This is a genomic window from Streptomyces sp. XM83C (assembly GCF_023072675.1).
In the GTDB taxonomy this organism is placed as follows: Bacteria; Actinomycetota; Actinomycetes; order Streptomycetales; family Streptomycetaceae; genus Streptomyces; species Streptomyces thermocoprophilus.
Genome location: NZ_JALLGL010000064.1, coordinates 1 through 24269 on the forward strand (window position 1 = coordinate 1; position 24269 = coordinate 24269).

Below are 24269 nucleotides of genomic sequence, written 5' to 3' on the forward strand. Positions count from 1 at the left end.
GTAGTCTCGTGGGCTCGGATATGTGTATAAGAGACCGCCCACGGCGACAGCGGGCCCGTCCCCCCACCCTCTGGAGGTACCCGTGAACAACGCCGACGGATCCGGATGGGGAGACGACGTCTACCAGCCCGACGGATCCGAGCAGCGGGAGGACACCGGGCTGCTCGACGCGGAGGACACCCTCGAGTACGACGGCGTCGACGATCCCCTGGACCGCGGCTGGTCCCCGCCCGAGCGGGCCCTGGCCGTGGAGCACATCGGTGTGACGGCCGCGGAGCGGCTGCGGGGCGAGACGCTGGACCAGCGGCTGGCCGAGGAGATCCCCGACTCCCCCGCGCCCGACGGCGACGACATCGGCGACGCGCACGACACCGACGGTGAAGCGCTGGACAACGAGGTCGGCGCCGCGCGCTCCGGCCGGCTCGTCGCCCCCGACGAGGGCGCGCACGAGGACGAGGAGGAAGCCCTGGTCGCCCGGGACGTCGGCATCGACGGCGCCGCCGCGTCCGCCGAGGAGGCCGCGATGCACATCGTCGACGAGGACGCGCTGTCCGGCTGAGACCGCGCCCGCCGTGCGCCCGTCCCCCGCTTCGGGCAAGGAGCCCTCATGCAGCAGGACAAGCACCCCGACTACCGGCCCGTCGTCTTCCGTGACCGCGCCGCCGGCTACGCCTTCCTCACCCGGTCCACCGCGACCAGCAGCGAGACCATCGAGTGGGACGACGGCGAGACGTACCCGGTGGTCGACGTGGAGATCTCCGCGGAGAGTCACCCCTTCTACACCGGCAAGGCGCGCACCGTGGACACCGAGGGCCGCGTCGCCCGGTTCGAGCGGCGCTACGGCACGCAGCCGGGGCGCGGCGACGCGCCTCAGATGTAGCCGAGCGCCGCCGCGCCGCCGACACCGCCGAGCAGCATGAACGCCGGCATGAGCACCTTCAGCTCGACCCAGCTGCCGGCGCGGAACCGCATCGCCTTCGGCGGACCGACCGGGTACCAGCGCTTGCGGCCCACCGGTATCGGCCACAGGATCGGGCAGCCGGAGACGGTCAGCGCGTCCCCGATGTCGTGCACCAGCGCGCCCAGCACGATCGGCAGTCCCAGCCACAGATACTCCTGGCCGGGGTCGGTGAACAGCCAGCTCGCGCCGTTGCCGGGCTGGTCGAGCACGCCCGCGAGGATCCAGGCGCTGGTCGCCGCCAGCAGCCACACCAGGACATCGCTGCTGGATCCGCGGGCGGCCCGCCACAGCAGTCCCTCGATCGCCAGCACCATGTGCACGAACAGGATCGCCAGCACCGCCCAGCGGCCTCCGGTGATCGCCAGCACCGAGGTGCCCGCGCCGATCAGCACGGCCCACAGCCAGGTGTGGGTGAGGGTGCGGTGACCGCCCGAGCGGCGGGGGTCGCCCTTCATCCGTGTGGCCTTGTAGACCGAGTACGACAGCTTGTCGACGATCTCGCACAGCCAGCGCGACACGGGTCCGAAGGCCCGCGAGATGGTGGCCGCCTTGTGGTCGAGGTCCGGTGCGAGTGCCGCGCCGGCGCAGATCAGTGCACCGGTCAGCAGCACCGGCCAGGGCATGGAGTGGCCCGCCGCCGCCGCGGCGGCGCCGACGCCGAGCCAGGCCGCCGCCCCCGACAGTGAGTGTGCTGGTCCCATCATGGCCGTCGCCCGCCCTGTTCCTCGTGTGCCGCTGTCCAGTTGACGTGGTGCGTTGACGCTCCGTCGGCAGCACAGCGTAGCGGTCGTGATCTTCACTTCGGCAGCCGATTCCCGCATCGGGGCGGTGGGCAGGCAAGATGGGGACGTGACCCTCATCGATCAGCTGCCGCCCACCGCCGACCCCGACGCCCTCTACGAAGCCTTCGAGTCCTGGGCCCAGGAGCGCGGTCTCACGCTCTACCCCCATCAGGAGGAGGCGCTGATCGAGGTGGTCTCCGGCGCGAACGTGATCGTCTCCACCCCGACGGGCTCCGGCAAGAGCATGATCGCCGCGGGTGCGCACTTCGCGGCGCTGGCGCGGGACGAGGTCACCTTCTACACCGCCCCGATCAAGGCGCTGGTGTCGGAGAAGTTCTTCGAGCTGTGCAAGCTGTTCGGCACGGAGAACGTGGGCATGCTCACCGGTGACGCCTCCGTCAACGCGGACGCCCCGGTGATCTGCTGCACCGCCGAGGTCCTCGCGTCGATCGCGCTGCGCGACGGCAAGGACGCGGACATCGGCCAGGTCGTCATGGACGAGTTCCACTTCTACGCCGAGCCGGACCGTGGCTGGGCCTGGCAGATCCCGCTGCTGGAGCTGCCGCAGGCACAGTTCGTGCTGATGTCGGCCACGCTCGGCGACGTGTCCTTCTTCGAGAAGGACCTCACCCGCCGCACCGGCCGCCCGACCGCGGTGGTGCGCTCGGCGACCCGGCCCGTTCCCCTCTCCTACGAGTACCGCTACACGCCGCTCACCGAGACCCTCACCGACCTGCTGGAGACCAAGCAGGCCCCCGTCTACATCGTGCACTTCACGCAGGCGCAGGCGGTGGAGCGGGCGCAGGCGCTGATGAGCATCAACATGTGCACGCGCGAGGAGAAGGAAAGCATCGCCGAACTCATCGGCAACTTCCGCTTCACCACCAAGTTCGGGCGCAATCTGTCCCGGTACGTGCGGCACGGCATCGGCGTGCACCACGCCGGCATGCTGCCCAAGTACCGGCGCCTGGTGGAGAAGCTCGCCCAGGCCGGTCTGCTGAAGGTGATCTGCGGTACCGACACGCTCGGCGTCGGCGTCAATGTGCCGATCCGGACGGTGCTGTTCACCGCGCTCACCAAGTACGACGGCAACCGTGTGCGCACGCTGCGTGCCCGTGAGTTCCACCAGATCGCCGGCCGGGCCGGCCGCGCCGGGTTCGACACCGCCGGTTTCGTGGTGGCGCAGGCCCCCGAGCATGTCATCGAGAACGAGAAGGCGCTCGCGAAGGCCGGCGACGATCCGAAGAAGCGCCGCAAGGTGGTGCGCAAGAAGGCGCCGGAGGGCTTCGTCGGCTGGACGGAGAAGACCTTCGAGAAGCTCATCGAGTCCGAGCCGGAGCCGCTGACCTCCCGTTTCCGGGTCACGCACACCATGCTTCTGTCGGTCATCGCCCGCCCGGGCAACGCCTTCGAGGCGATGCGTCGGCTGCTGGAGGACAATCACGAGCCGCGCAAGCAGCAGTTGCGGCACATCCGCCGGGCCATCGCCATCTACCGGTCGCTGCTGGACGGCGGCATCGTGGAGAAGCTGGAAACCCCGGACGCCGAGGGCCGCATCGTGCGGCTCACCGTGGACCTCCAGCAGGACTTCGCCCTCAACCAGCCGCTGTCCACGTTCGCCTTGGCCGCGTTCGAACTGCTGGACCCGGAGTCGCCCTCCTACGCGCTGGACATGGTGTCGGTGGTGGAGTCCACCCTCGACGATCCGCGTCAGATCCTCGCCGCCCAGCAGAACAAGGCGCGCGGCGAGGCCGTGGCCGCGATGAAGGCCGACGGGGTCGAGTACGAGGAGCGCATGGAGCGTCTCCAGGACATCACCTACCCGAAGCCGTTGGAGGAGCTGCTCTTCCACGCGTACAACACGTACCGCAAGAGCCACCCCTGGGTGGGCGACCATCCGCTGTCGCCGAAGTCCGTGATCCGCGACATGTACGAGCGGGCGCTGTCCTTCACCGAGCTGGTCTCCTACTACGAGCTGGCCCGCACCGAGGGCATCGTGCTGCGCTACCTCGCCGGCGCGTACAAGGCGCTGGACCACACCATCCCGGACGATCTGAAGTCCGAGGATCTGCAGGATCTGATCGAGTGGCTCGGTGAGATGGTCCGCCAGGTCGACTCCAGCCTGCTGGACGAGTGGGAGCAGCTGGCCAACCCGGAGGAGATGACCGCCGAGGAGGCCCAGGAGAAGGCCGACGAGGTCAAACCGGTCACGACGAACGCGCGCGCGTTCCGTGTGCTGGTGCGCAACGCCCTGTTCCGGCGGGTCGAGTTGGCCTCCCTGGACCAGGTGGAGGAGCTGGGCGAGTTGGACGCCGAGTCCGGCTGGGACGCGGACGCCTGGGGCGAGGCGATGGACGGGTACTGGGAGGAGTACGACGACCTGGGCACCGGTCCGAACGCCCGCGGCCCGAAGCTGCTGATCATCGAGGAGGAGCCGCAGAACCGGCTGTGGCGGGTGCGGCAGATCTTCGACGACCCGAACGGCGACCACGACTGGGGCATCAGCGCGGAGGTCGATCTCGACGCCTCGGACGCGGAGGGCCGCGCGGTGGTCCGTGTGACCTCCGTCGGCCGGCTGTGAGCGCGGGAGGCGGGCGCCGATGACGAATCCGGCCGACAGCCTGGTCGCGCTCCTGGACCTGGAACGGATCGAGGTCGACATCTTCCGAGGGCGCAGCCCGCAGGAGTCCCTGCAGCGTGTCTTCGGCGGCCAGGTGGCGGGCCAGGCCCTGGTGGCCGCGGGCCGCACGACGGACGGGGAACGCCCGGTGCACTCGCTGCACGCGTACTTCCTGCGGCCGGGCCGGCCGGGCGTGCCGATCGTGTACCAGGTGGAGCGGGTGCGTGACGGCAGGTCGTTCACCACGCGCCGGGTCACCGCGGTGCAGCAGGGCCGCACGATCTTCAATCTCACCGCCTCCTTTCACAAGCCCGAGGAAGGGCCGTTCGAGCATCAACTGCCGCCGGCCCGTGAGGTTCCCCACCCGGAGTCCCTGCCGACGGTCACGCAGGAGATCCGGGAGCATCTGGGTGCGCTGCCCGAGCCGCTGGAGCGCATGGCGCGGCGTCAGCCCTTCGACATCCGCTACGCGGACCGGCTGCGCTGGACCGCCGAGGACGTCGAGGACGCCGAACCGCGCAGCGCGGTGTGGATGCGCGCCGTCGGGCCGCTCGGTGACGACCCGCTGGTGCACACCTGCGCGCTGACCTACGCCAGCGACATGACCCTCCTGGACGCGGTGCGGCTGCCGGTGGAACCGCTGTGGGGGCCGCGGAACTTCGACATGGCGTCACTGGACCACGCCATGTGGTTCCACCGTCCTTTCCGCGCCGACGAGTGGTTCCTGTACGACCAGGAGTCACCGGTCGCCACCGGCGGGCGCGGGCTGGCCCGCGGGCGGATCTACGACCTGCGGGGGCGGCTGCTGGTGTCCGTGGTCCAGGAGGGCCTGTTCAGAGCGCTGTAGGCCGTACGGGCCGGGGGGTCTGTGCGCCGCAGCCGGCCGAACACCCCTCGCGACCGCTCCGGCCGGCGGGACCGCCCGTGCGGGGCGTGCGCCGGGTGCGGGGTGCGGGCGGCGTGCGGAACGCGCGGGGGTCGTGCCTCTCCCGGCTCGTGCGCGGTTCGCGTGTGCTGCCGTACGGCCGTGTCGGGGCCGGTCGGCGCGGGCGGGTGGTCGGGCGGGGCAGGCAGGTGCACGGTGTTTCCGGGCGTGGGCCGCGGTGCCGGGTGGTGCTCACGGGCCTCGACGACGGCTCGCGCGAGGTCGGCCCTGAGCCGGGCGATCTCGTCCGGGTCGTCGGCCGTCATGATCCGGGCGGCCAGCTCCGCCGCGGGTGAGCCGGGGGTGCTGTGTGTCGGCGGGGCCGGCCGGTAGCGGTTGATGTGCGCCCGCTCGTAGGGGTCGGGGACGAGTTCCGCGATCTGCACGGGGTCGAGCAGGGCGGCCACGGCGCCGGCGCGCTGCCAGGGCCCCTCGGCCTGCCGCAGCAGGAATCCCAGATGCCGTCCGCGCCAGTTGCGGGCTCGCAGATCGCCGCCCTCTGACAGCGGCCCGCGCAGGTGTGCGGGCGTACGCCCGGTCAGCAGCGCGGTGTTGTCCGGGTCGGCGGCGAACTGCCGTAGTTCGTCGGCGAGATACATCCAGACGACGGTGCGGTAGCGGTTGAGGTAGAAGCGGGCGGGGACCAGCAGGCCCAGCCTGGCCAGCCGGGTGAACCTGGTGGCCGGCACGTCCAGGAGGTCGGCGCCCTCCTGGGTGCCGACGGTCCGGACGCCTTCCCGCAGCGCGTCGGGGAATCCGGCCTGCCCCCGCAGCCGTTCGAGCTCGGTGAGGGCCACCCGCTGCCCGCCGCCTCCCTCGTCGGGCACGGTGCGGATCCGCCCGAGATGGACGGCGAGTTCGAACTCGCTGCGGTTCAGGCCCAGTTCGCGGGCGGCACGGCTGGGCGTGCAGGTCGTCTGATGCCCTGTGGGCAGGGTCGTACCGGACATGGTGAGCTCCCCCGTGGAGTCGGCGGCGAGGCCTGGTGCGCTCGCCGTGTGACCACCGTAGCCGCGTCCGCGATGTCCGTGGCGAGCCTGTGGACAACTCCACGCAGGAGGGAAGAATCGCTGGTCAGGGCATTGTCAGCGCATGTGTTCGGGGCGTCGGGTGTCCACGTCGAGGTGTTCGCCGACCCGGTTGACGAGGAGTGTCATCTCGTAGGCGATCTGCCCGAGGTCCGCCTCGGCGCCGCTGAGGACGCACAGGCAGCTGCCGGTGCCGGCGGCGGTGACGAAGAGGACGGCGTCGTCGAACTCGATCATCGTCTGGCGGACGGCCCCGGCTCCGAAGTGGCGGCCCGAGCCCTTGGCGAGGCTGTGCAGCCCGGACGACACGGCCGCCAGGTGTTCGGCGTCCTCGCGCCGCAGTCCCGTGCTCGCGCCGGTCACGAGGCCGTCGTTGGACAGGACCAGGGCGTGCCGTACGTGCTCGACGCGCTGGGTCAGGTCGTCCAGCAGCCAGCCGAGGCTCTGGTTGTGCGCCATGTTCACATCTCCCCGTGTGATGACTCCCCCGGATCCGGGGTCCCCCCGCCCAGCCTTCCCCAGGAGCGGGCGCCGGGCAAGGAGAATCGGGGCATGGCACAGAAGATGACCGACGACGAGTGGCGGGCCTTCGTCTCGCACGGCACACGCACCGGCAAGCTGTCCACTGTGCGGGCGGACGGCGGACCGCATGTGACCCCGATCTGGTTTCTGCTCGACGGGGACGAGGTGGTGTTCAACACCTCCCGGTCGAGCGTCAAGGGCCGCAATCTGGCGCGGGACGACCGTGTCGCGCTGTGTGTGGACGACGACCGCCCGCCCTTCGACTTCGTGGTGTTGCAGGGGCGGGCCCGGATCTCGGAGGACCTCGCCGAGCTGTGGCACTGGGCCGCCCGTATCGGGGCGAGGTACATGGGTGAGGACCGCGCGGAGGAGTTCGGCGCGCGCAACGGTGTGCCGGGAGAGCTGCTGGTGCGGGTCACGATCGACAAGGTGGTGGCGCAGAAGGGGGTGGCCGGCTGACCCCGGCGGGTCAGCCGACGGATTTCAGCAGCCGGGCGGTGTGCATCCGGCCCGCGGACTCGACCAGGCTCATCGGGTCCTCGGCGGCGGTGTCGGTGACGGTACGGCGTCGGTGAAGAGCCGCCGCCGCTGTGCGTCGAGCCGTCCGGCGGTGCGGGGCGCCGGTGAGGACGGTGTCCTCCTGCGCGAGGGCGTCGGCGGCGCGCAAGGACTCCAGCAGCACGCGCGCGTCGGTGCCGCGTCCGGCGTCCTGGACGCGGGTGAGGGCGTCCACGCCGAAGGCCGCGAAGACGGCGGCGGTGTAGCGTGCGTGGGCGGTGTCCCAGCCGGTGCGCCGGGCGAGAGTCTCGGCGCGCAGGGTGTGCAGTTGCGCGGCGGACGTCACGAAGGTCTCCAGCCGCCGGGCGACCTCGGCGGGCAGTTCCTCGCTCTGTGCGACGGTGTGCCGGTCGCCGAGGCGGAGTGCGGTGACGGTGCGGTCGGTGCGTTCGGTGGGTGTTCTCAGGTCGTCGGCGCACCCGTCGGAGGGGGCGGTCGTGCAGCGCACCGCTTCGGCCCGTTCGGTCTGGAGTGCGAGGACGGCGGCGACGGGTGCGCGGAGCCGGGTGTCCGGCCGCTCGGCCTGGCGGAGCCGGGAGACGTCCTGGACGGTGGTGACGGTGGCGTGTCCCCACAGGGCGAGCAGGGAGACGACGGGCACCATCAGCAGGCAGACGACCTTGGCGCGCACGGTGCGCGGCCACAGGCGCGGGCGTCCGGCGTGGCCGGTGCGTCCGGTGCGCCCGGGCGCGGATTCCGCCGGGGTGGTCGCAGGGGTCTCCTCGGGTCGTTCGTCGGCGGGGCCAGCGTGGGCGCGGCGCCCGCGCACCGGTGGCGGCGGGCCGCCGTCGACCTCGGGGTCCTCCGGGGTGTACGCACGACCTCCTCGCTCGGCACGGGTCGGTGCCGAGTGCGGCGGCGGCCGTCGGGAGCCAGTTGCGCCGGGTGCGTCCGGTGGCGCCGAGGGCACGCACCGTGCAGCGCATCCCGAGGCGGCGCCGATACAGGCCATCGCGTACGACAGCACGGGGGTCAGCCGGCCGAAGGCGGCGTGGTCCAGGTGTCCCATGGGCCCGGGACGCCAGCCGGGGCAAGCGCGGACGAAGGGGGCGTGTTTCGAGAGCCGTTGGAACATGTCGCACTGGTGCGCCGGAACGATCACGCCGGGCTCGAACATGCGCACAGAGGCGTCATCCGTGTCAGTGAGAGATCATGCGAAGCATGAGCGATGACCACACACGCGTGCAGGAGTTCTTCGCCGCCCGAGCCGCCGACTGGGACATCCGGTTCCCGGACGACGGTCCGGCCTATGCGGCGGCGGTCAGCGAACTCGGGCTGCGCGAGGGGGACCGTGTGCTGGACGCGGGGTGCGGCACGGGCCGCGCGCTGCCGCCGCTGCGCGCGGCCGTGGGGGCGTCGGGTGTCGTGGTGGGCGCGGATCTCACGCCTGCGATGCTGGAGGCCGCGGTGCGGGCGGGCCGGCACCGGGACGGGCATCTGCTCCTCGCCGACGTGGCGGCACTGCCCGTGCGGTCCGGTGCGCTGGACGCCGTGTTCGCCGCGGGACTCATCGCGCATCTGCCGCGCCCGGCGGAGAACCTGCGGGAGCTCGCGCGCGTGGTACGGCCCGGAGGGGTGCTGGCGCTGTTCCACCCGATCGGCAGGGCGGCGCTGGCGGCCCGTCAGGGACGGCAGATCACCCCGGACGATCTGCGTGCGGAGCCCAACCTGCGCCCGCTGCTGGCCGGTTCGGGCTGGCGCATGACGTCGTACGTGGACCGCGACGACCGGTTCCTGGCACTGGCGGTGCGCTCGGGCTGACCGTCACAGCCGTCCGGCGACCGCGGCCGCGAAGGCCTCAGGGTTGTCGAACATGACGTTGTGCCCGGCGCCCGGCACGGTGACGACCCGTACGCCTGCCTCCCGCAGGGTGTCCTCGCCGTCGAGGGGGCCGCTGCGCTCGCCCTGGAGGTAGATCCGCTCGATCGTGAGGTCCTCCAGGATCGTCCGCATGACGGGCGCGCTGCCGCGCCGGAGGGCGACGGCGCTGCGGTGCAGCGCGCGCGGGTCGGCGAGCCGCACGGTGGACGCCCATACGGCGCCGACGTTCCGCAGCACGCGCGCGTGGCCGTGCGCGGCGAACTCGTCCTCGCCGTAGGAGGCGATGCCGCCGCTGCCCGCGGTGAGCGGCGGGTGGGCGTCGAGGTTGGCCTCGGTGAGGACCAGCCGGGAGACGAGGTCGGGCCGCCTGCGGGCGAGCACGACGGCGACGGATCCGCCCATGCTGTGCGCGATCAGTTCGGCGCCGGTCACCTCCGCCGCGTCCAGGGCGCAGGCCAGGGCGTCGGCGTGTTCCTCCAGCGTGTACCCGAAGTGGTGCGGGCGGTCGCTGAGGCCGTGGCCGGGCAGGTCCACGAAGAGGCTGCGGCGCCCTGCGAGTTCGGGGCGGGCGGCGATGTGCGCGTGGTAGACGGCCGACATGGCGCCCAGCCCGTGCACGTACACGCGGGCCGGCTGCGCGCCCGGTGTCTCCGTCCAGCGGATGCAGCCGCCCTTGCCGTCGAACTCGGCCTGCCTCATCGACTCGTTCTCCTCGCTCTCCCGGCCGTGCGGGACCGGTGCGGCCCCTCGGCATTCCCCCGGCGCCCATGGGGACTCTTGCTGTCCACGGCGCCCTTCAGGTCCGGCGAAGATACATCGTCAACGATGTATTGAGAAGTCGATGTATCACGTTGGGGCTGTACCCCGGTCGCGGGCCAGGGATGGGAGAGAATGCGGGCATGCTGGAGCTGGCCATCCTCGGTTTCCTCTACGACACCCCGCTGCACGGCTATGAGCTGCGCAAACGCATCGCCGCCCTGACGGGCCACGTGCGGCCGGTGGCGGAGAGCACGCTGTATCCCGCGATCAAACGGCTGGAAAAGGCCGGGCTGCTGGCCCGGACGACGGAGCCCGGCGCGGTGGCGGCCCCACGGCACGTCCTCACCCTCACCGAGAAGGGCCGCGGCGAACTGCTGAACCGCCTGGCGGAGCCCGACCGACGGGACATCACCGACGAGAACCGCTGGTTCACGGTCCTCGCCTTCCTCCGCCACCTGCCGGAGCCCGCCGCCCAGGCGGACGTCCTGCGACGACGGCTGGCGTTCCTCGAGGAACCCGCGAGCTTCTTCTACGACGGTGACCGGCCCCTCGCCGCCGAGGAGCTGGACGACCCCTTCCGCCGGGGCGTCCTGACCATCGCGAGGGCCACCTCACAGGCGGAACTCACCTGGCTGCACGCGACCCTCGAGTCCCTGGAGGACGCGGCGGACAGCTGACCCGTCCGACGGGCACCGGCATCCGGGCGCCGGGGCCCTGTGGCCGCCGGCGGTCCCGGCGTACCGCCATGAGGCCCTCTTCTGTCGTGGAGGCTTCAACTCTACGTTGAGAGACAGGAGATGACCGACCGGTCAGGGGCGAACAGCTACGGGGAAGGCGGTCAGCATGTTCCACAAGGTGCGCGAGACGTGGGCCAGATTGTCCGGTTCCGCGCGGAGCGAGCAGCGCGGCAGCCGGACCACCCGCCCGCACAACCTCTTCGAGGCGGCAGCCGTGTACGTCTCCGCCCGGGCGGCCGACGACCAGGACCGGGTCGACGAGGCGGCCGGCTGGGTGTCCCCGGAGGCCCTGTCGTTCGGGGTGAGCGAGCTGGCGTGCCGGGCCGTCGTGGCGCTCGCGCGGGAGCGGGACACCACGCCGGCCGCGGTGGCGAGAGAACTCCTGGGGCTGCCGACAGCCTGAGGGACCACCACGGGCGGGGGTCCGGCGGCCGTTGCGTGCAGGGGCGGTCCGGCGCCCGTTGCGAGTGGGGGCGGTCCTGCGCCCGTTGCGTGCAGGGGGCAGCGGCGTGCTGTTCGCGTTTGCGCGCTGAGACTGCCGGATCCGCACGGGCCCGTGACACTGACGGGGCCGCACGGCGGCGTGGGTCCGGTGGTCCGATGGATCCGGTCGATTCCGTGTCCTGCTGATCCCATGTCGGGGCTCCCGTCCGCCCTCCCCGTACGGAGGCGCGATCCACCCGGCCGGTGCCCGGCCTGGACGCGCCAGTGCGGCACGCACGCGTACACGGCACGCCGGGACATGAGTCGTTCCGCGCGCCGCAGCCTCCCGAAACGGTGGCGGTCAGGACACGGGGACGTTGCACCTGCGTGCCGTTTCGCCCCGTCCAGGGCGAAAACTGCAGGTCCGGGAGGGGTGGGGAGTCGTGACAAGCGGCTCACGCGCACACTAGGGTGCGCGCCGTCGGACGAAAGCCGAGGGAGGCTGTGATGGCAGAGACGGAACAGGACGCCGTCGCCGCCGATGATGCGCTCTATGTGCTCACGGCGGTGCTGCTGACGCCCGCGCAGTTCCCGAGCGTGCTGGGTGACGACTATCCGGCGGCATGCGCGGCCCTCGGCCTCGCACCGCTCGCCGACGGCTACGGCCTCGTGCTGGGGCAGGACGGCGAGGGCGCGCGGTGGACGGTGGTCACCGACGACGTGTCGCTGGTGGCCGTGGCCATCGCCTCCTGGGACTGCGGCATGGAGTACGAGCTGTCGCCCGACGAGCGGTCGGTGGTGGCCGCACTGCCCGGCTGGCCGCTGGCCGTGGCCGTCGCGGCGCCCGGGGTGCCGGCCCCGCACGACCCCGACTCCGATGCGGGGGACGGTCCGCTGTTGTCGCCGCCCGACACCTCGGTGTGGGGTCCCGCGCAGCGGCGGTTGGGGGCCGACGAGATCGCGGTGCAGTGGTCGACGTGGCGTGAGCAGGTCGACGACGCCGACTTCGCCACCGCGGAGGCCTCGGCCGACGACGAGTCCGGGGCGGGGCCGGCCGCGGAGGGCGGGCACAGCGGTGTCCGCCGCGTCCTCGCGGAGGTGCGCGGCTACCTGGAGACGCCGCCGCCGCTGGGCCGGGTACGGTCGTCGTTCGCGCCGGGCTCGGCTCGGACGCTGCGCGCCGACGGTCCCGGCTGGTCGCTCGTGGCGCGGACGGACGACATCGCGTTCGTGCTGCTCGACGAGGAACCCGGCGAGGTGCTGCCGGTGGGTCGTGGCCCGGAGCTGCCGGCGCTGCTGGAGGCCCTCGACAAGATGGCCGTGCGACCCAGCTGAGACAGGGCGCTCGGCTCTGCACCGGGCGCGCGATGCCGGGCGTCCGTGGTGCCGGTGAGCCGTTCGGGCGCGGTCGGCTGCCCCCCAACCGGCTGGGCGGGAGCCCGTGCACCGTGCCGGGCGGGCGTCTTCGGCGTGCCCCGCACGATCGGCGTCTGCGTGGTCGGCCCCCCAGCCCGCTCCTCGTCGTCCCGCAACTCCGTCTGTACGGCGATCAGGGTGCCGCCGATGCGCACGGGCCGGGTCGCGGCCGGCACGGCGCGCCGGTCATCGGCCGCAGGGCCTGCACCGTGACCGACGCCTCGCCCTCGCGCGCCGAACCGCGCGATCACCCGGCCGTGCTGCCGGGGCTGGGCGGCGACGGATGACCGTGGAGCCTGTTGCAAGCCCCTGGGGGGCCTCCGGCCGGAATCACGACGCCCAGTTCGCGACCTGTCTGCCGGACCACTGGAACGACGGCCTCGTCGTCACGGGCGCACCGGGTACGCGGAAGCAGTACGCCACCGACCGGGCGATCTCCGATCAGGTGCTGGCCATGGGGTGCGCCTGGCGGCCACCGACAAGGGCAACAGCAGGCCGGACTTCTACCGCGACGGCCGGCGGCCCGGTGACGCCGTCGCCGAGTGGAACGAACGGACCGCCCAGCTCGCCAGGGCCGCCCGGCAGGTCGTGGCGCAGCGCCAGGGGCGCGCGCCCCGCCGCACGTACGCGACCGGGATCTCCCACGGCGGATACCTGACCCGCCGGCAGCTGGAGAACCACCCCGAGCCGTACGACGGCGGCGTGGACTGGGAGAGTGCGCTGCGGACCGAGGGCGGCCCGAACCTGCTCACGTCACTGCCCGTCACGGTGCCCCAGCAGCTCGGCGCGGCCCGCGGCGAGGACCTGTATGCCGCCGGTTTCGCACGGGGTTCGGAGTTCCTGTGGCCGTACCACGCGAAGGCCTATGGGAGGCTCACGCAGAAGATCTACCGTGCCGAGTTCTCCCCTTCCTGTGACCCGGCCTGTCCCGGACCGTCCGCCGGGGGCGCCCTGGAGGAGATTCTCACGCCGTGTGCCTCGGACTCGTCGTACGACTACACGTCCCGGCCGGCCTCCGTGCGCCGTGCGGTGGCCCGTGTGGCGTTGTCCGGCCGGATCGGCAGGCCGTTGATCACCCTGCACGGCGATCTGGACGCTGCTGCCGATGGCGGCCGACTCGGAGGTGTACGCGCGGATGGTGGACGCGAGCGGACGCGGACGGTTCCACCGCTTCTACGCGGTGGAGGGCGGTACGCATGTCGACGCGCTGTACGACACCTGGCCGCAGCGGCTGCGGCCGATCCTGCCCTGCTACCGCTCGGCGTTCACGGCGCTGGTGGCGTGGGTGGAGAAGGGTGCGCTGCCGCCCGCGGACACACGATCGCCCGGCCCGCGCACGGTGACGTGGTCGACACCTGGGCCGTGGACAGGGGTGTGTGAGCCGGGGCGGTGGCGCGTCAGCGGCCGAGCTCCTTGCGTGTGACCCGGCGCAGCCTGCGGCGCTGCGAAGGGTCCAGCGCCAGGTAGGCGGCGGCCGGTACTCCGACGATGATCAGGAAGGCGGCCCACCAGGGCAGCCATATGAGCAGCAGGAGCCCGACCGCGACTCCCCCCACGGCGATCTTCGCGTTTCTCGACATCTGTGTGGCCTCCTTCGCGGTCCGTGCCGCTGTCTGTTGTGAGAACGGGCTCGCGCTTCCCGCGGTTCCTGGCGGGATCCCTGACAGATCCCTGAGACGGGACCCTTGCACAACCCTGAGACGGTCCGCTTCCCGGTGAGGCCCGCGACCGCCACCGAGCGCGATACCGAGCGAAAGACGGCAGCCCCGCCGGGCCCGGTGCGCACCTCGTGCGGGCTGCCGTACCAGTACGACCGGAACCTCACGACGAACCCCATGGTGGCCCACGTCACACTCTGACGGCCCCGGCGTGACGGGGCTTTCCTGCACCCTCGGCGACTCGACCGACTGGTCAAATTTGAGGAGACCGGTGCGAGCTGTGCTGCCTGCCGTCCCGTCTGTACCGTCCCTGATCTCCGAACTGACCGAATGCTGCGCCGTGTTCGTGCCGGGCGTACCGGCCCGCACTGGCACGGTCGCCTTCTGGCAGCCGGAGGGCCTCGCCCCGCCCCCGGTCCCGTGGGGCGCCGCCGCCGATCTGACCGTGGCGCTTCCCGGCGCGGAGGACGTCGAAGGGGTGACGGTTCCGGCCGTGCTGCTTTCGGTGCGGGCGGCGCTGCCCGTGCTCACCCGCGCCCGCTCCTCCGCTCTTGCCCACCGGGCCTGCGTGTTCTGGGGCGCGGCGGCGCTGCTCGCGCTGGACTGCGCGGCTCGCGGCCTGCTGCTGCCCGGACTCTGCGAGAGCGGCCACGATGCCTGGCGCGCGGGCCCGCTCGGGCCGGAGGACACCGAGCTGATCCGCCGGCTCGCCGCGTCGATGCCTTTGGAGGCGTGCGCTGTGCCGCTGTCCGGCACGGGCACGCTGCTGCTCGCCCCGGAAGGCCTGCTGCGGGGCTTCCTGGACGCCGTCGCCGACACACCGCCCCGTTCCCCCGCCGCGTCCCTCGCCGCGGGCGGTGCCGCATTCGCGGCGAAGGCGCCTCAGTTTGTCCCGCGGCGGGCCTCGCGGGCCGCGGATGTGGCCGCGGCGTACGACGCTGGGGTGCGGCTGTCGCTGCGGATCGAGGTGTCCGGCCCGGTCTCCGCGGAGGCAGGGCCACGGTTTTGTGCGGTGCCGCAGTTGCACGCCGTGAGCGACCCCGCTCTGGTCGTGGACGCCGCCGAGGTGTGGACCGGCACTCCCTCGGCGGAACGCCCGGGCCCGCGGGCACGGACGGACGCGCTGCTGGCGCTTCCGCGGACGGCCCCTGTGTGGCCCGCTCTGGAGCGGCTGCTGTCGGCCGCGGTGCCGGTGGCCGTGGATCTCGACGACGAGGACGTCACCGTACTGCTGCGGGACGCTGCCCGGGCGCCGGCGGCGGCCGGTTTCGAGGTGCAGTGGCCCATGGAGCTCCACCGCCGGCTGACGACCGGGGTGCTGATCGGTGCGTCGTCCGGGCAGACCGGCACACCGCCTGGCGTCGACGAAGCAGTCGGACCGTTGAGGCGTCGCCGGGTGCTCCGTCTGGGCGCGTGTGCCGGTCGGTGACAGGTCACGGCAGGGTGCCGTCCCGCACCGCGTCGCCCCATTCCTCCGGCAGGTACGGGACGAGGGACTCCACCTCGCCGGGCAGCTCGGTGGGGAACCCCGAGGGCAGCGCGGTCGGCAGTCCGCTGGGCAGCAGTTCCGTCGGGATCCCGGAGGGCAGCCGGGTCGGGATGCCGAAGGGGGCGGAGGGAGAGCGGCTCGTGCTGCCGCCGTCGGAGGGCGAGCCGTCGGGTGAGTCGCTTCCCGACATGGCGAGCAGGACGACGAGGGCGACCGCCCCGGCGGCCACCAGCACGGCGAGCACGATCAGCAGGGGGTTGCGGCGACGGCCCGGTCCCCCGCCGGACGCCGAGTGGTGGCCGGGCGGAGGACCGTAGCCTCCGCCGGGGCCTGCGGGCGGCGGGCCGAAACCGCCGCCCGGAGGCGGTGTGTCGCTGGGCGGCCCGGGCGGCTGCGGGGGTACGGGCGGCAGGCTCATACCCTCCAGAGTCGCCAAAGGCCGCTCATCGCGCGAGCGGCGCGCGGGAGTTGAGACCGGCTCAGGGTCACGGACCCGACGGTTCCGCGGCATTCCGCGCGCCGGAGCGGTGTCAGCCGCGGGCCCCCAGCAGGTGGTCCATGGCGAGCTGGTCGAGACGCTCGAAGGCCATGCCGCGGGCGGCGGCCGCGTCCACGTCGAACTCCTCGAAGGCGCCGCGGTCGGCCAGCAGGGCGTCCAGCCCGTCGGCGGCCGTCGGCTCGGCCAGCTGGTCCAGACGGGCGGCGCGCAGCGCCTCCTGGACCTCCGGGTCGTTGCGGAAGGCCAGGGCGCGCTCCTTCAGGATGAGGTAGTTGCGCATGCAGCCGGCGGCCGAGGCCCACACGCCGTCGAGGTCCTCGGTCCGCGGCGGCTTGAAGTCGAAGTGGCGCGGGCCGTCGTAGCCGGCGCTCTCCAGCAGGTCGACGAGCCAGAAGGCGGCACGCAGGTCGCCGGCGCCGAAGCGCAGGTCCTGGTCGTACTTGATGCCGTTCTGGCCGTTGAGGTCGATGTGGAAGAGCTTGCCCGCCCACAGGGCCTGGGCGATGCCGTGCGGGAAGTTCAGCCCGGCCATCTGCTCGTGGCCGACCTCCGGGTTGACGCCGTACAGCTCGGGGCGCTCCAGCTTCTCGATGAAGGCGAGGGCGTGGCCGACGGTCGGCAGGAGGATGTCGCCGCGGGGCTCGTTCGGCTTGGGCTCGATGGCGAAGCGCAGGTCGTAGCCCTGGGAGGTGACGTACTCGCCGAGGAGGTCGAAGGCCTCCTTCATGCGGTCGAGCGCCACGCGGACGTCCTTGGCGGCGCCGGACTCGGCGCCCTCGCGGCCGCCCCAGGCGACGTACGTCCTGGCGCCCAGCTCGACGGCCAGGTCGATGTTGCGGATGGTCTTGCGCAGGGCGTAGCGGCGCACGTCGCGGTCGTTCGCGGTGAACGCGCCGTCCTTGAAGACCGGGTGGGTGAAGAGGTTGGTGGTGGCCATCGGCACGGTCATGCCGGTGGCGTCCAGGGCCTGGCGGAACCGCTTGATCACGGCTTCGCGCTCGGTGTCGGAGGACCCGAAGGGGATGAGGTCGTCGTCGTGGAAGGTCACTCCGTAGGCGCCCAGCTCGGCCAGCCGCTGCACCGTCTCGACGGGGTCGAGGGCACGCCGCGTGGCGTCGCCGAAGGGGTCCCTGCCCTGCCAGCCGACGGTCCACAGACCGAAGGTGAACCTGTCCTCAGGGGTGGGCTGGTAGCTCATGCCGCGGCTCCTTGCTTGCTCCGGCTATTTCGTCATGGCCGTTTACAAATTAGTATGCCGACGCATCCGTGGGAAGTCAGAACCCGCAGAGCCGCGGAAAAAATGTGAGGGAGAGCCCGATGTCACAGGCCGAGGGACCGCTCGTCGTCGGCGTGGACTCGTCCACCCAGTCCACGAAGGCGCTGGTCGTCGACGTCGCCACCGGGCGCGTCGTGGCCAGTGGCCAGGCACCGCACCGGGTGTCGTCCGGTCCGGGCCGCGAGAGCGACCCGCGTCAGTGGTGGGACGCGCTGTGCGAGGCGCTGCGCCAGTGCGGTGACGCGGCTCATGAGGCCGCCGCCGTGTCGGTCGGCGGCCAGCAGCACGGTCTGGTCACGCTCGACGAGCGGGGCGAGCCGGTGCGCCCGGCGCTGCTGTGGAACGACGTCCGCTCGGCGCCGCAGGCCCGCCGGCTGACGGAGGAGCTGGGCGGCGCGAAGTTCTGGGCGCAGCGCACGGGCAGCGTGCCGGCGGCCTCGTTCACGGTGACGAAGTGGGCGTGGCTGGCCGAGCACGAGCCGGAGGCGGTGCGCGCGACGAAGGCCGTTCGCCTCCCGCACGACTACCTCACGGAGCGTCTCACCGGTCAGGGCACCACCGACCGCGGCGACGCCTCGGGCACCGGCTGGTGGGCGTCGGCGACGGAAAGCTACGACGAGGAGATCCTCGGGCATGTCGGGCTGGACCCGGCGCTGCTGCCGCGTGTGGTGCGGCCCGGCGAGGTGGCGGGCACCGTCCGCGACGGCCACGACCTGCCGTTCGCCAAGGGCACCCTGGTCGCGCCCGGCACCGGCGACAACGCCGCCGCCGCGCTGGGGCTGGGGCTGCGCCCGGGCACCCCGGTGATGAGCCTCGGCACGTCCGGCACGGTGTACGCGGTGTCGCGGCACCGCCCGGCCGACGCGACCGGCACGGTGGCGGGGTTCGCCGACGCGCACGGCGACTGGCTGCCGCTCGCCTGCACCCTGAACTGCACGCTCGCCGTGGACCGGGTCGCCGCCCTGCTCGGGCTGGACCGCGAGGCCGTGGAACCGGCCGGTGGGGTGACGTTCCTGCCGTACCTGGACGGCGAGCGCACCCCGAACCTGCCGGAGGCCTCCGGTCTGCTGCTCGGCCTGCGGCACGACACCACCGGGGGGCAGCTGCTGCAGGCGGCCTACGACGGTGCCGTGCACGCGCTGCTCGGCGCGCTCGACCTGGTGCTGGACGAGGACGCCGACCCGTCGGCCCCGCTGCTGCTGATCGGCGGCGGCGCCCGCGGCACGGCGTGGCAGCAGACGGTACGGCGGCTGTCGGGCCGCCCGGTGCAGGTCCCGGAGGCGAAGGAACTGGTGGCGCTGGGTGCCGCGGCGCAGGCGGCCGGGCTGCTGACCGGCGAGGACCCGGCGGCCGTCGCCCGCCGCTGGGGCACCGCGCGCGGGCCCGTGCTGGAGGCCGTGGAACGGGACGAGGCGGCGCTGGCGCGGATCTCCGGGGTACTCTCCGACGCGGCACCGCTGCTCACGCGGGGCCCGGCAGACCGCTGAGGGACATCGACCGAGGACTGACTTCAGGCATGACCGCACCGCTGCACGAGGCCCGCCCGGCGGCTCCGGGACGCGCGCTGCCCGACACCCAGCAGGGCATGCGCCGGCGCAATCTGGCCCGGGTCATGCACACCGTCAGTGCCGAGGGCCCGCTGTCGCGGGCCGCGGTCGCCTCCCGTATCGGGCTGACCCGCGCCGCCGTGTCGACCCTCGTCGACGAGCTCATACGGTCGGGGCTGCTGGAGGAGCTGGGCCCCGAGCGTCCCGGCCGCGTGGGCCGGCCCGGCTCCGCGCTCGCCGTCAGCGGGCACGGCCCCGCCGGCATCGGCGCGGAGATCGGCGTCGACCATCTCGCGGTGTGCGCGGTGGACCTGCGCGGAGAGGTCCGGGCCCGCGCGGTACGGCACGGCACGAACCGGGGCCGCGCCCCCGAGCCGGTCACCCGGGACCTCACCGCCCTGATCCGGCAGGTGATCGCCGAGGCCGACCAGCAGGGCCTGTGGCCGGCCGGGCTGGCGGTCGCCGTGCCGGGTCTCGTGGCCCGCGACGGCCGTACGGTGGTGCGGGCACCGAACCTCGACTGGCACGACACCGATCTCGGCGCGCTGCTGCCCGCCGATCTGCCGCTGGTCGTGGACAACGAGGCCAACTTCGGCGGCCTCGCCGAACTGTGGCTGGGCGAGGGCACGCCGCGGGACTTCCTGCACGTCTCCGCCGAGATCGGCATCGGTGCGGCGGTCGTCGTGGACGGGCGGCTGCTGCGCGGCACCCGTGGTTTCGCGGGCGAGCTGGGTCATGTACCGGTCCGCCCCGACGGCCCGGGGTGCGCCTGCGGCGGCCGGGGCTGCCTGGAGCAGTACGCCGGTGAGGAGGCGGTGCTGCGCGCGGCGGGTCTGTCGTCGGCCGGGGACCGGGTGGCGGTCCTCGCCGACCACGCCGCGGAGGGCGACGAGACGGTACGGCGGGCCCTGCGCGAGGCCGGGGAGGCGCTCGGCATCGCGCTGACCGGCGCGGTCAACCTGCTCGACCCGGACTGCGTGGTGCTCGGCGGCGCGCTGGCCGGGGTGGGGCCGTGGCTGCTTCCGTCGCTGCGGGAGGAACTGGCCCGGCGGACAGCCGGTCCGGCCTGCCCGGTCTCCGTGTCCGAGCTGGGCTCCGACGGCCCTCTGCTGGGCGCGGCGCACTCGGTCGTACGAGGGGTCCTCGACGACCCGGCCGCGGTGGCCGAACGTTCCTGACCCCGCGTCACCTCCCGCCGTTCCACGGCGAGTTCACCCCTGCGGGTGGCGGAGTTTTCCACAGCCTCGCGCCCGTCCACAGAAGCACCGGACGCTCTTCTGCCGGCCCCGGCCGCGCCGTAACGTGATGGACGCGAGGCGCGGCCAGGGCAACTCCCGTCGGCTCTCACCGGCCCGCCCTGCGCACTTCCGACCCGTAGAACGGAGCCGCACATGAGCGACCCCAGGATTCTTTCCTTACGGCCCGACCCCGGCGAGTACGCCTGGACGTTCGGCGGTGTGCCGCCGGTCGCCCGTATCGCGCCGGGCACGGTGCTCGACCTGTACACGGAGGACTGCTTCGCCGGCCGGGTGCGCTCGGAGAAGGATCTGGTGTCCGAGGTGTGCGAGTTCCCCTTCCTGAACCCGCAGACCGGGCCGTTCCACATCGAGGGCGCGGAGCCCGGGGACACGGTCGCCGTGCACTTCGTCTCCATCGAGCCCGCCCGCGACTGGGCCGCCTCCACCACCGTCCCCCTCTTCGGCGCGCTGACGTCCACACACACCACGGCCACACTGCAGCCGCCGCTGCCGGAGACCGTGTGGATCTGGCAGCTCGACCTGGAACGGCGCACCGCGCTGTTCCAGGCACGTGAGAGCGACCTCCGCCTCGAACTGCCCCTCGACCCGATGCACGGCACGGTGGGTGTGGCCCCGGCCAACCTGGAGGTGCGGTCGGCGCTGGTGCCGGACGCCCACGGCGGCAACATGGACACACCCGAGATGCGGACCGGCGTCACCTGCTATCTCGGTGTGAACGTGGAGGGCGCCCTGTTGAGCCTCGGGGACGGCCACGCCCGACAGGGCGAGGGCGAGACCTGCGGCGTCGCGGTGGAGTGCGCGATGCGCACGACGGTGATCGTCGAGCTGCTCAAGGGTGTCGAGACGCCGTGGCCCCGGCTGGAGTCCGACACGCACATCATCTCGACCGGCTCGGCGAGGCCACTGGAGGACGCGTTCCGGACGTCCCAGCTCGATTTGGTGAGATGGCTGGTCCGCGACTACGGGTTCAGTGAGCTGGACGCCTATCAGTTCGCCACCCAGGCGGCGGAGTCACCGCTGGCGAACGTGTGCGACACCAACTACACGTGCGTGGCGAAGCTCCGCAAGGACTGGCTGCCGGCGCGGGAGACCCACCGCGGTGTGCACGCCCACCTGCGGGAGACAGCGGTCGCACTGCGCCACTGACCACCCGTCCGTGCACCCTGGGCACCCGCACCGGTCTGCACCTCTGTCCTCCTCCGTCCTGTCCCCGCAACTCCCGTGCCCCGAGGGCACACCTGGCACTGTCCCCACGTCGAAAGGGCCCGCGCCCATGACCGGACCGCTCCCCAGCCGGCGACGGCTGCTGAAGGGTGCCGCGCTCGCTGCGCTCCCGTCCGCCCTCCTCCCCACCGCCCGCGCCCAGGCCCAGGCCCGGGCCGTCGACTACCCGCTCGCCGAATGGCGGCCCGCGAGCACCTCCAACTACACCGGCTCGAACCGGCCCTCCACCTATCCGGTCCGATACGTGGTCGTCCATGTCACCCAGGAGACCTACACCTCGACCCTGTCCATCTTCGGCGACCCGCAGAAGAAGGTGTCCGCGCACTATGTGGTGCGCTCGGCCGACGGGCACATAGCGCAGTGCGTACGGGAGGCCGACGTCGCCTGGCACGCGGGGAACTGGGACTACAACACCCGCAGCATCGGCATCGAGCACGAGGCCTGGGTGGACCGGCCGGAGTACTTCACCCACGCGCTGTACGAGCAGTCCGCCCGGCTCACCGCCTCGGTGTGCGACCGGTACGGCATCCCGAAGGACCGCGCCCACATCATCGGCCACCACGAGGTGCCCGGCGCCGACCACACCGATCCCGGACCCTACTGGGACTGGGTCCGCTACATACGGCTCGTCAACTTCGCCTGACGCCGGCGCTGTCGACACCTGTCCCCGTCCGGCCGTGATCCGTTCGGCGTCGCAGTCCGCAGCAATCGCTCACCCTTTCGGGTACGAGCGGTGCAGGCACGCCCTGGCGACAGGCGCCCGCCTGGTCCACTTCCCCTCGGAACGCTCAGGCGACGAGACCTCAGAGGACGCATGGGGACGCAGGTGACATCACGTCACGAGTGGCGGTACGGCGGTCAGGGCGACGGTCCCGGCCACAACCGCTCGGACAGGGAACGCCGCGGCCGTAACCGTCACGGGCGACGCACACGGAAAGGAGGGAATGCCGGAACAGCGGGCAGACCGACCGTCGCCGTCCTGCTGGTTCTCGGTGCGCTGAGCTGCGCGGCCCTCGCCGGTGCTCCGCCGGCGAGCGCCCTGCCCGGGGCCGTGCCGGTCGTGCCGGGTGTGGAGTACGGGCAGTTCGACATCGATGCCGCGCAGGGCCACGCCCGCGCCCATGTGGTGAGCGTGGACCTGAGCGACCCCGCTCTGCGGCTCGGCCTGCTCCATCCGGGTGCCGTCGCGCAGCGCGCCACCGTCCCCGTACTGGCCGACAGCCAAGGCGCGGTGGCAGGCGTCAACGGGGACTTCTTCGACATCACGGAGGTCCAGCATCCGGGAGTCGAGGCGACCGGCGCCGCTGTGGGGCCCGCGGTCGCGGAGGGGCTGGACCTGAAGGCCGCGGTGCCGAAGGGGCAGCGGTTCGGGCCCGCGCTGCCCCCGGGCACCGGCACCGAGGAGGTGCTGGGCGCCGGCACGGACGGCAGGGCCCGGCTTGACCGTCTGACCCTGGACGGCTCGGTCGGCACCCCGGACGGGGCACTGCCGCTGGGCGGGCTGAACCAGTACGCGCTGCCCGGTCGGTTCCGTCGGCGCTTTCACCTCGGACTGGGGCAGCGCCTCCCGGGTGCGGGCGGCCTGCGGCACGGACACCGACCGGGCCGCGCCGTGCACCTCCGACACGTACGAGGTGACCGTGCGGGACGGGCGGGTGGTCGCCGCCTCCGACACACCGGGCGGCGGGACCATCCCGCCGGGCACCACTGTGCTGCTCGGACGGGAGGCGGGAGCGCAGCAGTTGCGGAAGCTGTCGTTGGGAGAGGAGGTGACGGTGCGGCACCGGTTGGTGCCGGCGTCCGGGCTGCCGTTCCGGTTCGCGCTGGGAGGCTTCCCGGTCCTGGCCGACGGGCAGCCGCTGTCCGGCCTGGACGACCGGACGTCCGCCGTGCGGACCGCTGTGGGTGTCGCCGACGAGGGCCGGCGGGTGTGGCTGCTCGCGCTGGACGGGGCGCCCGAGTACCGCACGGGCCTCACCATCGCCGAGGTGGCGGACGTCCTGCTCGGCCTGGGCGCCGAGGACGGCTTCAGCCTCGACGGAGGCGGCTCGTCGACCCTGGTCGCCCGTGCGCCGGGGGCGGGCACAGTGTCCGTCCGCAACCATCCCTCCGGCGGCGCCGAACGGCCCGTGCCGAACGGCATCGGGGTCTTCGCGGGACAGGCCCGGGCCGGCGGTGCCCCGGACCGGCGGGCCGTACGACGCCCGGTCCGGCGGGGGCGGCACTGAGCCAGCGGGGCGATGCCCGGTCGGCGGGTCGGCACCGCAGGGAGGTGGCACGGGCGCGGGTCGGCTTCGGGCGGTCAGGGGCGCAGGCTGGAGACGATGCTCGCGGTGGCCGTGAGACCGCTGTGGATGGTGGGCGCGATGCTGCTGCTCGCCAGATAGAAGCCGAGCAGCAGGCAGACCAGTGCGTGGGAGAACTTCAGCCCGCCGCTGCGCACGAAGATCACCGCGAGGATCAGCAGGAGCAGCACCACGGAAATGGACACGGCCATCGTCAACCTCCTCCGCCGCGCCTCGACGTCCGGTACACGGCGTTCGGCCGCAAGTGTGGCGTAGGGGAGGGTTCGTCCGGGCGGCTGACCTGTCCTCCGAACGTGTGGTGTCCGCACGTGTGGTGTCCGCGTCGACGGACGGGAGTTCGACGGGGCTCCGACTCCGTCCGGTCTTCCGGTCGTCGGGTCGCCCTCGCGCCCGCCGGCGCCTCCCGCGTCCGCCGCTGGCGGGCGGGCCGAGGCGGGGCGCCGGAGGGGGCAGCGGGAA

At 73.0% G+C, this 24269-nt stretch carries 23 protein-coding genes and 2 pseudogenes; 16 read left to right on the forward strand and 9 right to left on the reverse strand.

The window, feature by feature from the left end; genetic code table 11:
* The first annotated feature begins 82 nt into the window (after positions 1-82).
* Together MTQ10_RS10250 and MTQ10_RS10255 are read left to right on the forward strand one after the other, a co-directional pair.
* The gene (locus MTQ10_RS10250) at positions 83-559 is read left to right on the forward strand and encodes a DUF5709 domain-containing protein (RefSeq protein ID WP_247464989.1); all 477 of its coding nucleotides are present in this window, start codon (positions 83-85) and stop codon (positions 557-559) included.
* A gap of 48 nt (positions 560-607) precedes the next feature.
* Positions 608-880, forward strand: coding sequence for a type B 50S ribosomal protein L31 (locus MTQ10_RS10255; RefSeq protein WP_247464992.1), 273 nt, complete (start codon positions 608-610; stop codon positions 878-880).
* On the opposite strand, the gene MTQ10_RS10260 is transcribed toward MTQ10_RS10255, so the two are convergent.
* Positions 871-1665, reverse strand: a complete 795-nt coding sequence (locus MTQ10_RS10260; RefSeq protein WP_247464995.1) for a metal-dependent hydrolase — start codon at positions 1663-1665, stop codon at positions 871-873. The two genes, MTQ10_RS10255 and MTQ10_RS10260, sit on opposite strands and share 10 nt — an antisense overlap.
* A gap of 145 nt (positions 1666-1810) precedes the next feature.
* Between MTQ10_RS10260 and MTQ10_RS10265 the strand changes: the two genes are divergently transcribed.
* Together MTQ10_RS10265 and MTQ10_RS10270 are read left to right on the forward strand one after the other, a co-directional pair.
* The gene (locus tag MTQ10_RS10265) at positions 1811-4324 is read left to right on the forward strand and encodes a DEAD/DEAH box helicase (protein ID WP_247464996.1); all 2514 of its coding nucleotides are present in this window, start codon (positions 1811-1813) and stop codon (positions 4322-4324) included.
* Between the two features lie 19 nt (positions 4325-4343).
* On the forward strand, positions 4344-5210 hold the full coding sequence (locus tag MTQ10_RS10270; RefSeq protein WP_247464998.1) for an acyl-CoA thioesterase: 867 nt from the start codon (positions 4344-4346) through the stop codon (positions 5208-5210).
* Here the strand turns inward: MTQ10_RS10270 and MTQ10_RS10275 are convergent.
* Positions 5147-6238: a DUF6397 family protein gene (locus MTQ10_RS10275; protein ID WP_247465000.1), complete on the reverse strand. Its 1092-nt coding sequence runs from the start codon at positions 6236-6238 to the stop codon at positions 5147-5149. The genes MTQ10_RS10270 and MTQ10_RS10275 overlap by 64 nt on opposite strands.
* A 135-nt stretch (positions 6239-6373) precedes the next feature.
* Positions 6374-6775: a roadblock/LC7 domain-containing protein gene (locus tag MTQ10_RS10280; protein ID WP_247465003.1), complete on the reverse strand. Its 402-nt coding sequence runs from the start codon at positions 6773-6775 to the stop codon at positions 6374-6376.
* Positions 6776-6868: 93 nt separating this feature from the next.
* Here MTQ10_RS10280 and MTQ10_RS10285 point away from each other — a divergent pair, with 93 nt between their 5' ends.
* Positions 6869-7297 carry a PPOX class F420-dependent oxidoreductase gene (locus tag MTQ10_RS10285; RefSeq protein WP_247465006.1) on the forward strand — a complete coding sequence of 143 codons (429 nt, stop codon included), beginning with the start codon at positions 6869-6871 and terminating at the stop codon, positions 7295-7297.
* 10 nt (positions 7298-7307) lie between these two features.
* On the opposite strand, the gene MTQ10_RS10290 is transcribed toward MTQ10_RS10285, so the two are convergent.
* Positions 7308-8027, reverse strand: a complete 720-nt coding sequence (locus MTQ10_RS10290; protein ID WP_247465009.1) for a nitrate- and nitrite sensing domain-containing protein — start codon at positions 8025-8027, stop codon at positions 7308-7310.
* A gap of 530 nt (positions 8028-8557) precedes the next feature.
* Here MTQ10_RS10290 and MTQ10_RS10295 point away from each other — a divergent pair.
* A complete protein-coding gene (locus tag MTQ10_RS10295) occupies positions 8558-9157 on the forward strand; it encodes a class I SAM-dependent methyltransferase (RefSeq protein WP_247465012.1) in 600 nt (199 codons plus the stop codon).
* A 3-nt stretch (positions 9158-9160) separates the two neighbouring features.
* On the opposite strand, the gene MTQ10_RS10300 is transcribed toward MTQ10_RS10295, so the two are convergent.
* Positions 9161-9916, reverse strand: coding sequence for an alpha/beta fold hydrolase (locus tag MTQ10_RS10300; protein WP_247465016.1), 756 nt, complete (start codon positions 9914-9916; stop codon positions 9161-9163).
* A 200-nt stretch (positions 9917-10116) separates the two neighbouring features.
* Here MTQ10_RS10300 and MTQ10_RS10305 point away from each other — a divergent pair, with 200 nt between their 5' ends.
* From MTQ10_RS10305 to MTQ10_RS10320, 4 genes and pseudogenes are all read left to right on the forward strand, one after another.
* Positions 10117-10653 (forward strand): PadR family transcriptional regulator, encoded by a 537-nt coding sequence (locus tag MTQ10_RS10305; protein WP_247465019.1) that lies wholly within the window; start codon positions 10117-10119, stop codon positions 10651-10653.
* A 166-nt stretch (positions 10654-10819) separates the two neighbouring features.
* A complete protein-coding gene (locus MTQ10_RS10310; protein ID WP_247465022.1) occupies positions 10820-11116 on the forward strand; it encodes a hypothetical protein in 297 nt (98 codons plus the stop codon).
* Between the two features lie 527 nt (positions 11117-11643).
* Positions 11644-12471 (forward strand): hypothetical protein, encoded by an 828-nt coding sequence (locus tag MTQ10_RS10315; protein WP_247465025.1) that lies wholly within the window; start codon positions 11644-11646, stop codon positions 12469-12471.
* A gap of 403 nt (positions 12472-12874) precedes the next feature.
* Positions 12875-13932: pseudogene (locus MTQ10_RS10320) on the forward strand (tannase/feruloyl esterase family alpha/beta hydrolase); the annotation flags it as partial.
* Between the two features lie 17 nt (positions 13933-13949).
* Here MTQ10_RS10320 and MTQ10_RS10325 read toward each other — a convergent pair.
* Positions 13950-14132 (reverse strand): hypothetical protein, encoded by a 183-nt coding sequence (locus tag MTQ10_RS10325; protein WP_247465027.1) that lies wholly within the window; start codon positions 14130-14132, stop codon positions 13950-13952.
* A 349-nt stretch (positions 14133-14481) separates the two neighbouring features.
* On the opposite strand from MTQ10_RS10325, the gene MTQ10_RS31465 reads away from it, so the two are divergent.
* Positions 14482-15639 (forward strand): SNF2 helicase-associated domain-containing protein, encoded by a 1158-nt coding sequence (locus MTQ10_RS31465; protein WP_247465031.1) that lies wholly within the window; start codon positions 14482-14484, stop codon positions 15637-15639.
* 4 nt (positions 15640-15643) lie between these two features.
* On the opposite strand, the gene MTQ10_RS10335 is transcribed toward MTQ10_RS31465, so the two are convergent.
* Together MTQ10_RS10335 and xylA are read right to left on the reverse strand one after the other, a co-directional pair.
* Complete coding sequence (locus tag MTQ10_RS10335) at positions 15644-16117, reverse strand: hypothetical protein (RefSeq protein ID WP_247465033.1); 474 nt, start codon at positions 16115-16117, stop codon at positions 15644-15646.
* 112 nt (positions 16118-16229) lie between these two features.
* On the reverse strand, positions 16230-17396 hold the full coding sequence (gene xylA / locus MTQ10_RS10340; protein ID WP_247465035.1) for a xylose isomerase: 1167 nt from the start codon (positions 17394-17396) through the stop codon (positions 16230-16232).
* Positions 17397-17515: 119 nt separating this feature from the next.
* Here xylA and xylB point away from each other — a divergent pair, with 119 nt between their 5' ends.
* The 5 genes and pseudogenes from xylB to MTQ10_RS10365 all read left to right on the forward strand — a co-directional run bounded on the left by xylB (position 17516) and on the right by MTQ10_RS10365 (position 23732).
* The gene (xylB, locus tag MTQ10_RS10345) at positions 17516-18961 is read left to right on the forward strand and encodes a xylulokinase (protein ID WP_247465037.1); all 1446 of its coding nucleotides are present in this window, start codon (positions 17516-17518) and stop codon (positions 18959-18961) included.
* Between the two features lie 29 nt (positions 18962-18990).
* Positions 18991-20199: an ROK family transcriptional regulator gene (locus MTQ10_RS10350; protein ID WP_247465040.1), complete on the forward strand. Its 1209-nt coding sequence runs from the start codon at positions 18991-18993 to the stop codon at positions 20197-20199.
* Positions 20200-20412: 213 nt separating this feature from the next.
* Entirely contained in the window at positions 20413-21426 is a 1014-nt protein-coding gene (locus MTQ10_RS10355; protein WP_247465041.1) for an acetamidase/formamidase family protein, read from the forward strand.
* Positions 21427-21553: 127 nt separating this feature from the next.
* Complete coding sequence (locus MTQ10_RS10360; RefSeq protein WP_247465042.1) at positions 21554-22147, forward strand: N-acetylmuramoyl-L-alanine amidase; 594 nt, start codon at positions 21554-21556, stop codon at positions 22145-22147.
* A gap of 336 nt (positions 22148-22483) precedes the next feature.
* Positions 22484-23732, forward strand: a pseudogene (locus MTQ10_RS10365) (phosphodiester glycosidase family protein).
* Positions 23733-23806: 74 nt separating this feature from the next.
* Here the strand turns inward: MTQ10_RS10365 and MTQ10_RS10370 are convergent.
* Positions 23807-24001 carry a hypothetical protein gene (locus MTQ10_RS10370; RefSeq protein WP_247465043.1) on the reverse strand — a complete coding sequence of 65 codons (195 nt, stop codon included), beginning with the start codon at positions 23999-24001 and terminating at the stop codon, positions 23807-23809.
* Positions 24002-24269: the final 268 nt, after the last annotated feature.

Excerpts from the sequence above, each read along its gene's own strand:
- xylB (WP_247465037.1), top strand. The coding sequence starts at position 17,516 with ATGTCACAGGCCGAGGGACCGCTCGTCGTCGGCGTGGACTCGTCCACC.
- MTQ10_RS10335 (WP_247465033.1), bottom strand. The coding sequence starts at position 16,117 with ATGAGCCTGCCGCCCGTACCCCCGCAGCCGCCCGGGCCGCCCAGCGAC.
- xylA (WP_247465035.1), bottom strand. The coding sequence starts at position 17,396 with ATGAGCTACCAGCCCACCCCTGAGGACAGGTTCACCTTCGGTCTGTGG.
- MTQ10_RS10360 (WP_247465042.1), top strand. The coding sequence starts at position 21,554 with ATGACCGGACCGCTCCCCAGCCGGCGACGGCTGCTGAAGGGTGCCGCG.
- MTQ10_RS10280 (WP_247465003.1), bottom strand. The coding sequence starts at position 6,775 with ATGGCGCACAACCAGAGCCTCGGCTGGCTGCTGGACGACCTGACCCAG.
- MTQ10_RS10310 (WP_247465022.1), top strand. The coding sequence starts at position 10,820 with ATGTTCCACAAGGTGCGCGAGACGTGGGCCAGATTGTCCGGTTCCGCG.
- MTQ10_RS10350 (WP_247465040.1), top strand. The coding sequence starts at position 18,991 with ATGACCGCACCGCTGCACGAGGCCCGCCCGGCGGCTCCGGGACGCGCG.
- MTQ10_RS10370 (WP_247465043.1), bottom strand. The coding sequence starts at position 24,001 with ATGGCCGTGTCCATTTCCGTGGTGCTGCTCCTGCTGATCCTCGCGGTG.
- MTQ10_RS10285 (WP_247465006.1), top strand. The coding sequence starts at position 6,869 with ATGGCACAGAAGATGACCGACGACGAGTGGCGGGCCTTCGTCTCGCAC.
- MTQ10_RS10305 (WP_247465019.1), top strand. The coding sequence starts at position 10,117 with ATGCTGGAGCTGGCCATCCTCGGTTTCCTCTACGACACCCCGCTGCAC.
- MTQ10_RS10325 (WP_247465027.1), bottom strand. The coding sequence starts at position 14,132 with ATGTCGAGAAACGCGAAGATCGCCGTGGGGGGAGTCGCGGTCGGGCTC.
- MTQ10_RS10255 (WP_247464992.1), top strand. The coding sequence starts at position 608 with ATGCAGCAGGACAAGCACCCCGACTACCGGCCCGTCGTCTTCCGTGAC.
- MTQ10_RS10275 (WP_247465000.1), bottom strand. The coding sequence starts at position 6,238 with ATGTCCGGTACGACCCTGCCCACAGGGCATCAGACGACCTGCACGCCC.
- MTQ10_RS10355 (WP_247465041.1), top strand. The coding sequence starts at position 20,413 with ATGAGCGACCCCAGGATTCTTTCCTTACGGCCCGACCCCGGCGAGTAC.
- MTQ10_RS10315 (WP_247465025.1), top strand. The coding sequence starts at position 11,644 with ATGGCAGAGACGGAACAGGACGCCGTCGCCGCCGATGATGCGCTCTAT.
- MTQ10_RS10300 (WP_247465016.1), bottom strand. The coding sequence starts at position 9,916 with ATGAGGCAGGCCGAGTTCGACGGCAAGGGCGGCTGCATCCGCTGGACG.
- MTQ10_RS10270 (WP_247464998.1), top strand. The coding sequence starts at position 4,344 with ATGACGAATCCGGCCGACAGCCTGGTCGCGCTCCTGGACCTGGAACGG.
- MTQ10_RS10295 (WP_247465012.1), top strand. The coding sequence starts at position 8,558 with ATGAGCGATGACCACACACGCGTGCAGGAGTTCTTCGCCGCCCGAGCC.
- MTQ10_RS10260 (WP_247464995.1), bottom strand. The coding sequence starts at position 1,665 with ATGATGGGACCAGCACACTCACTGTCGGGGGCGGCGGCCTGGCTCGGC.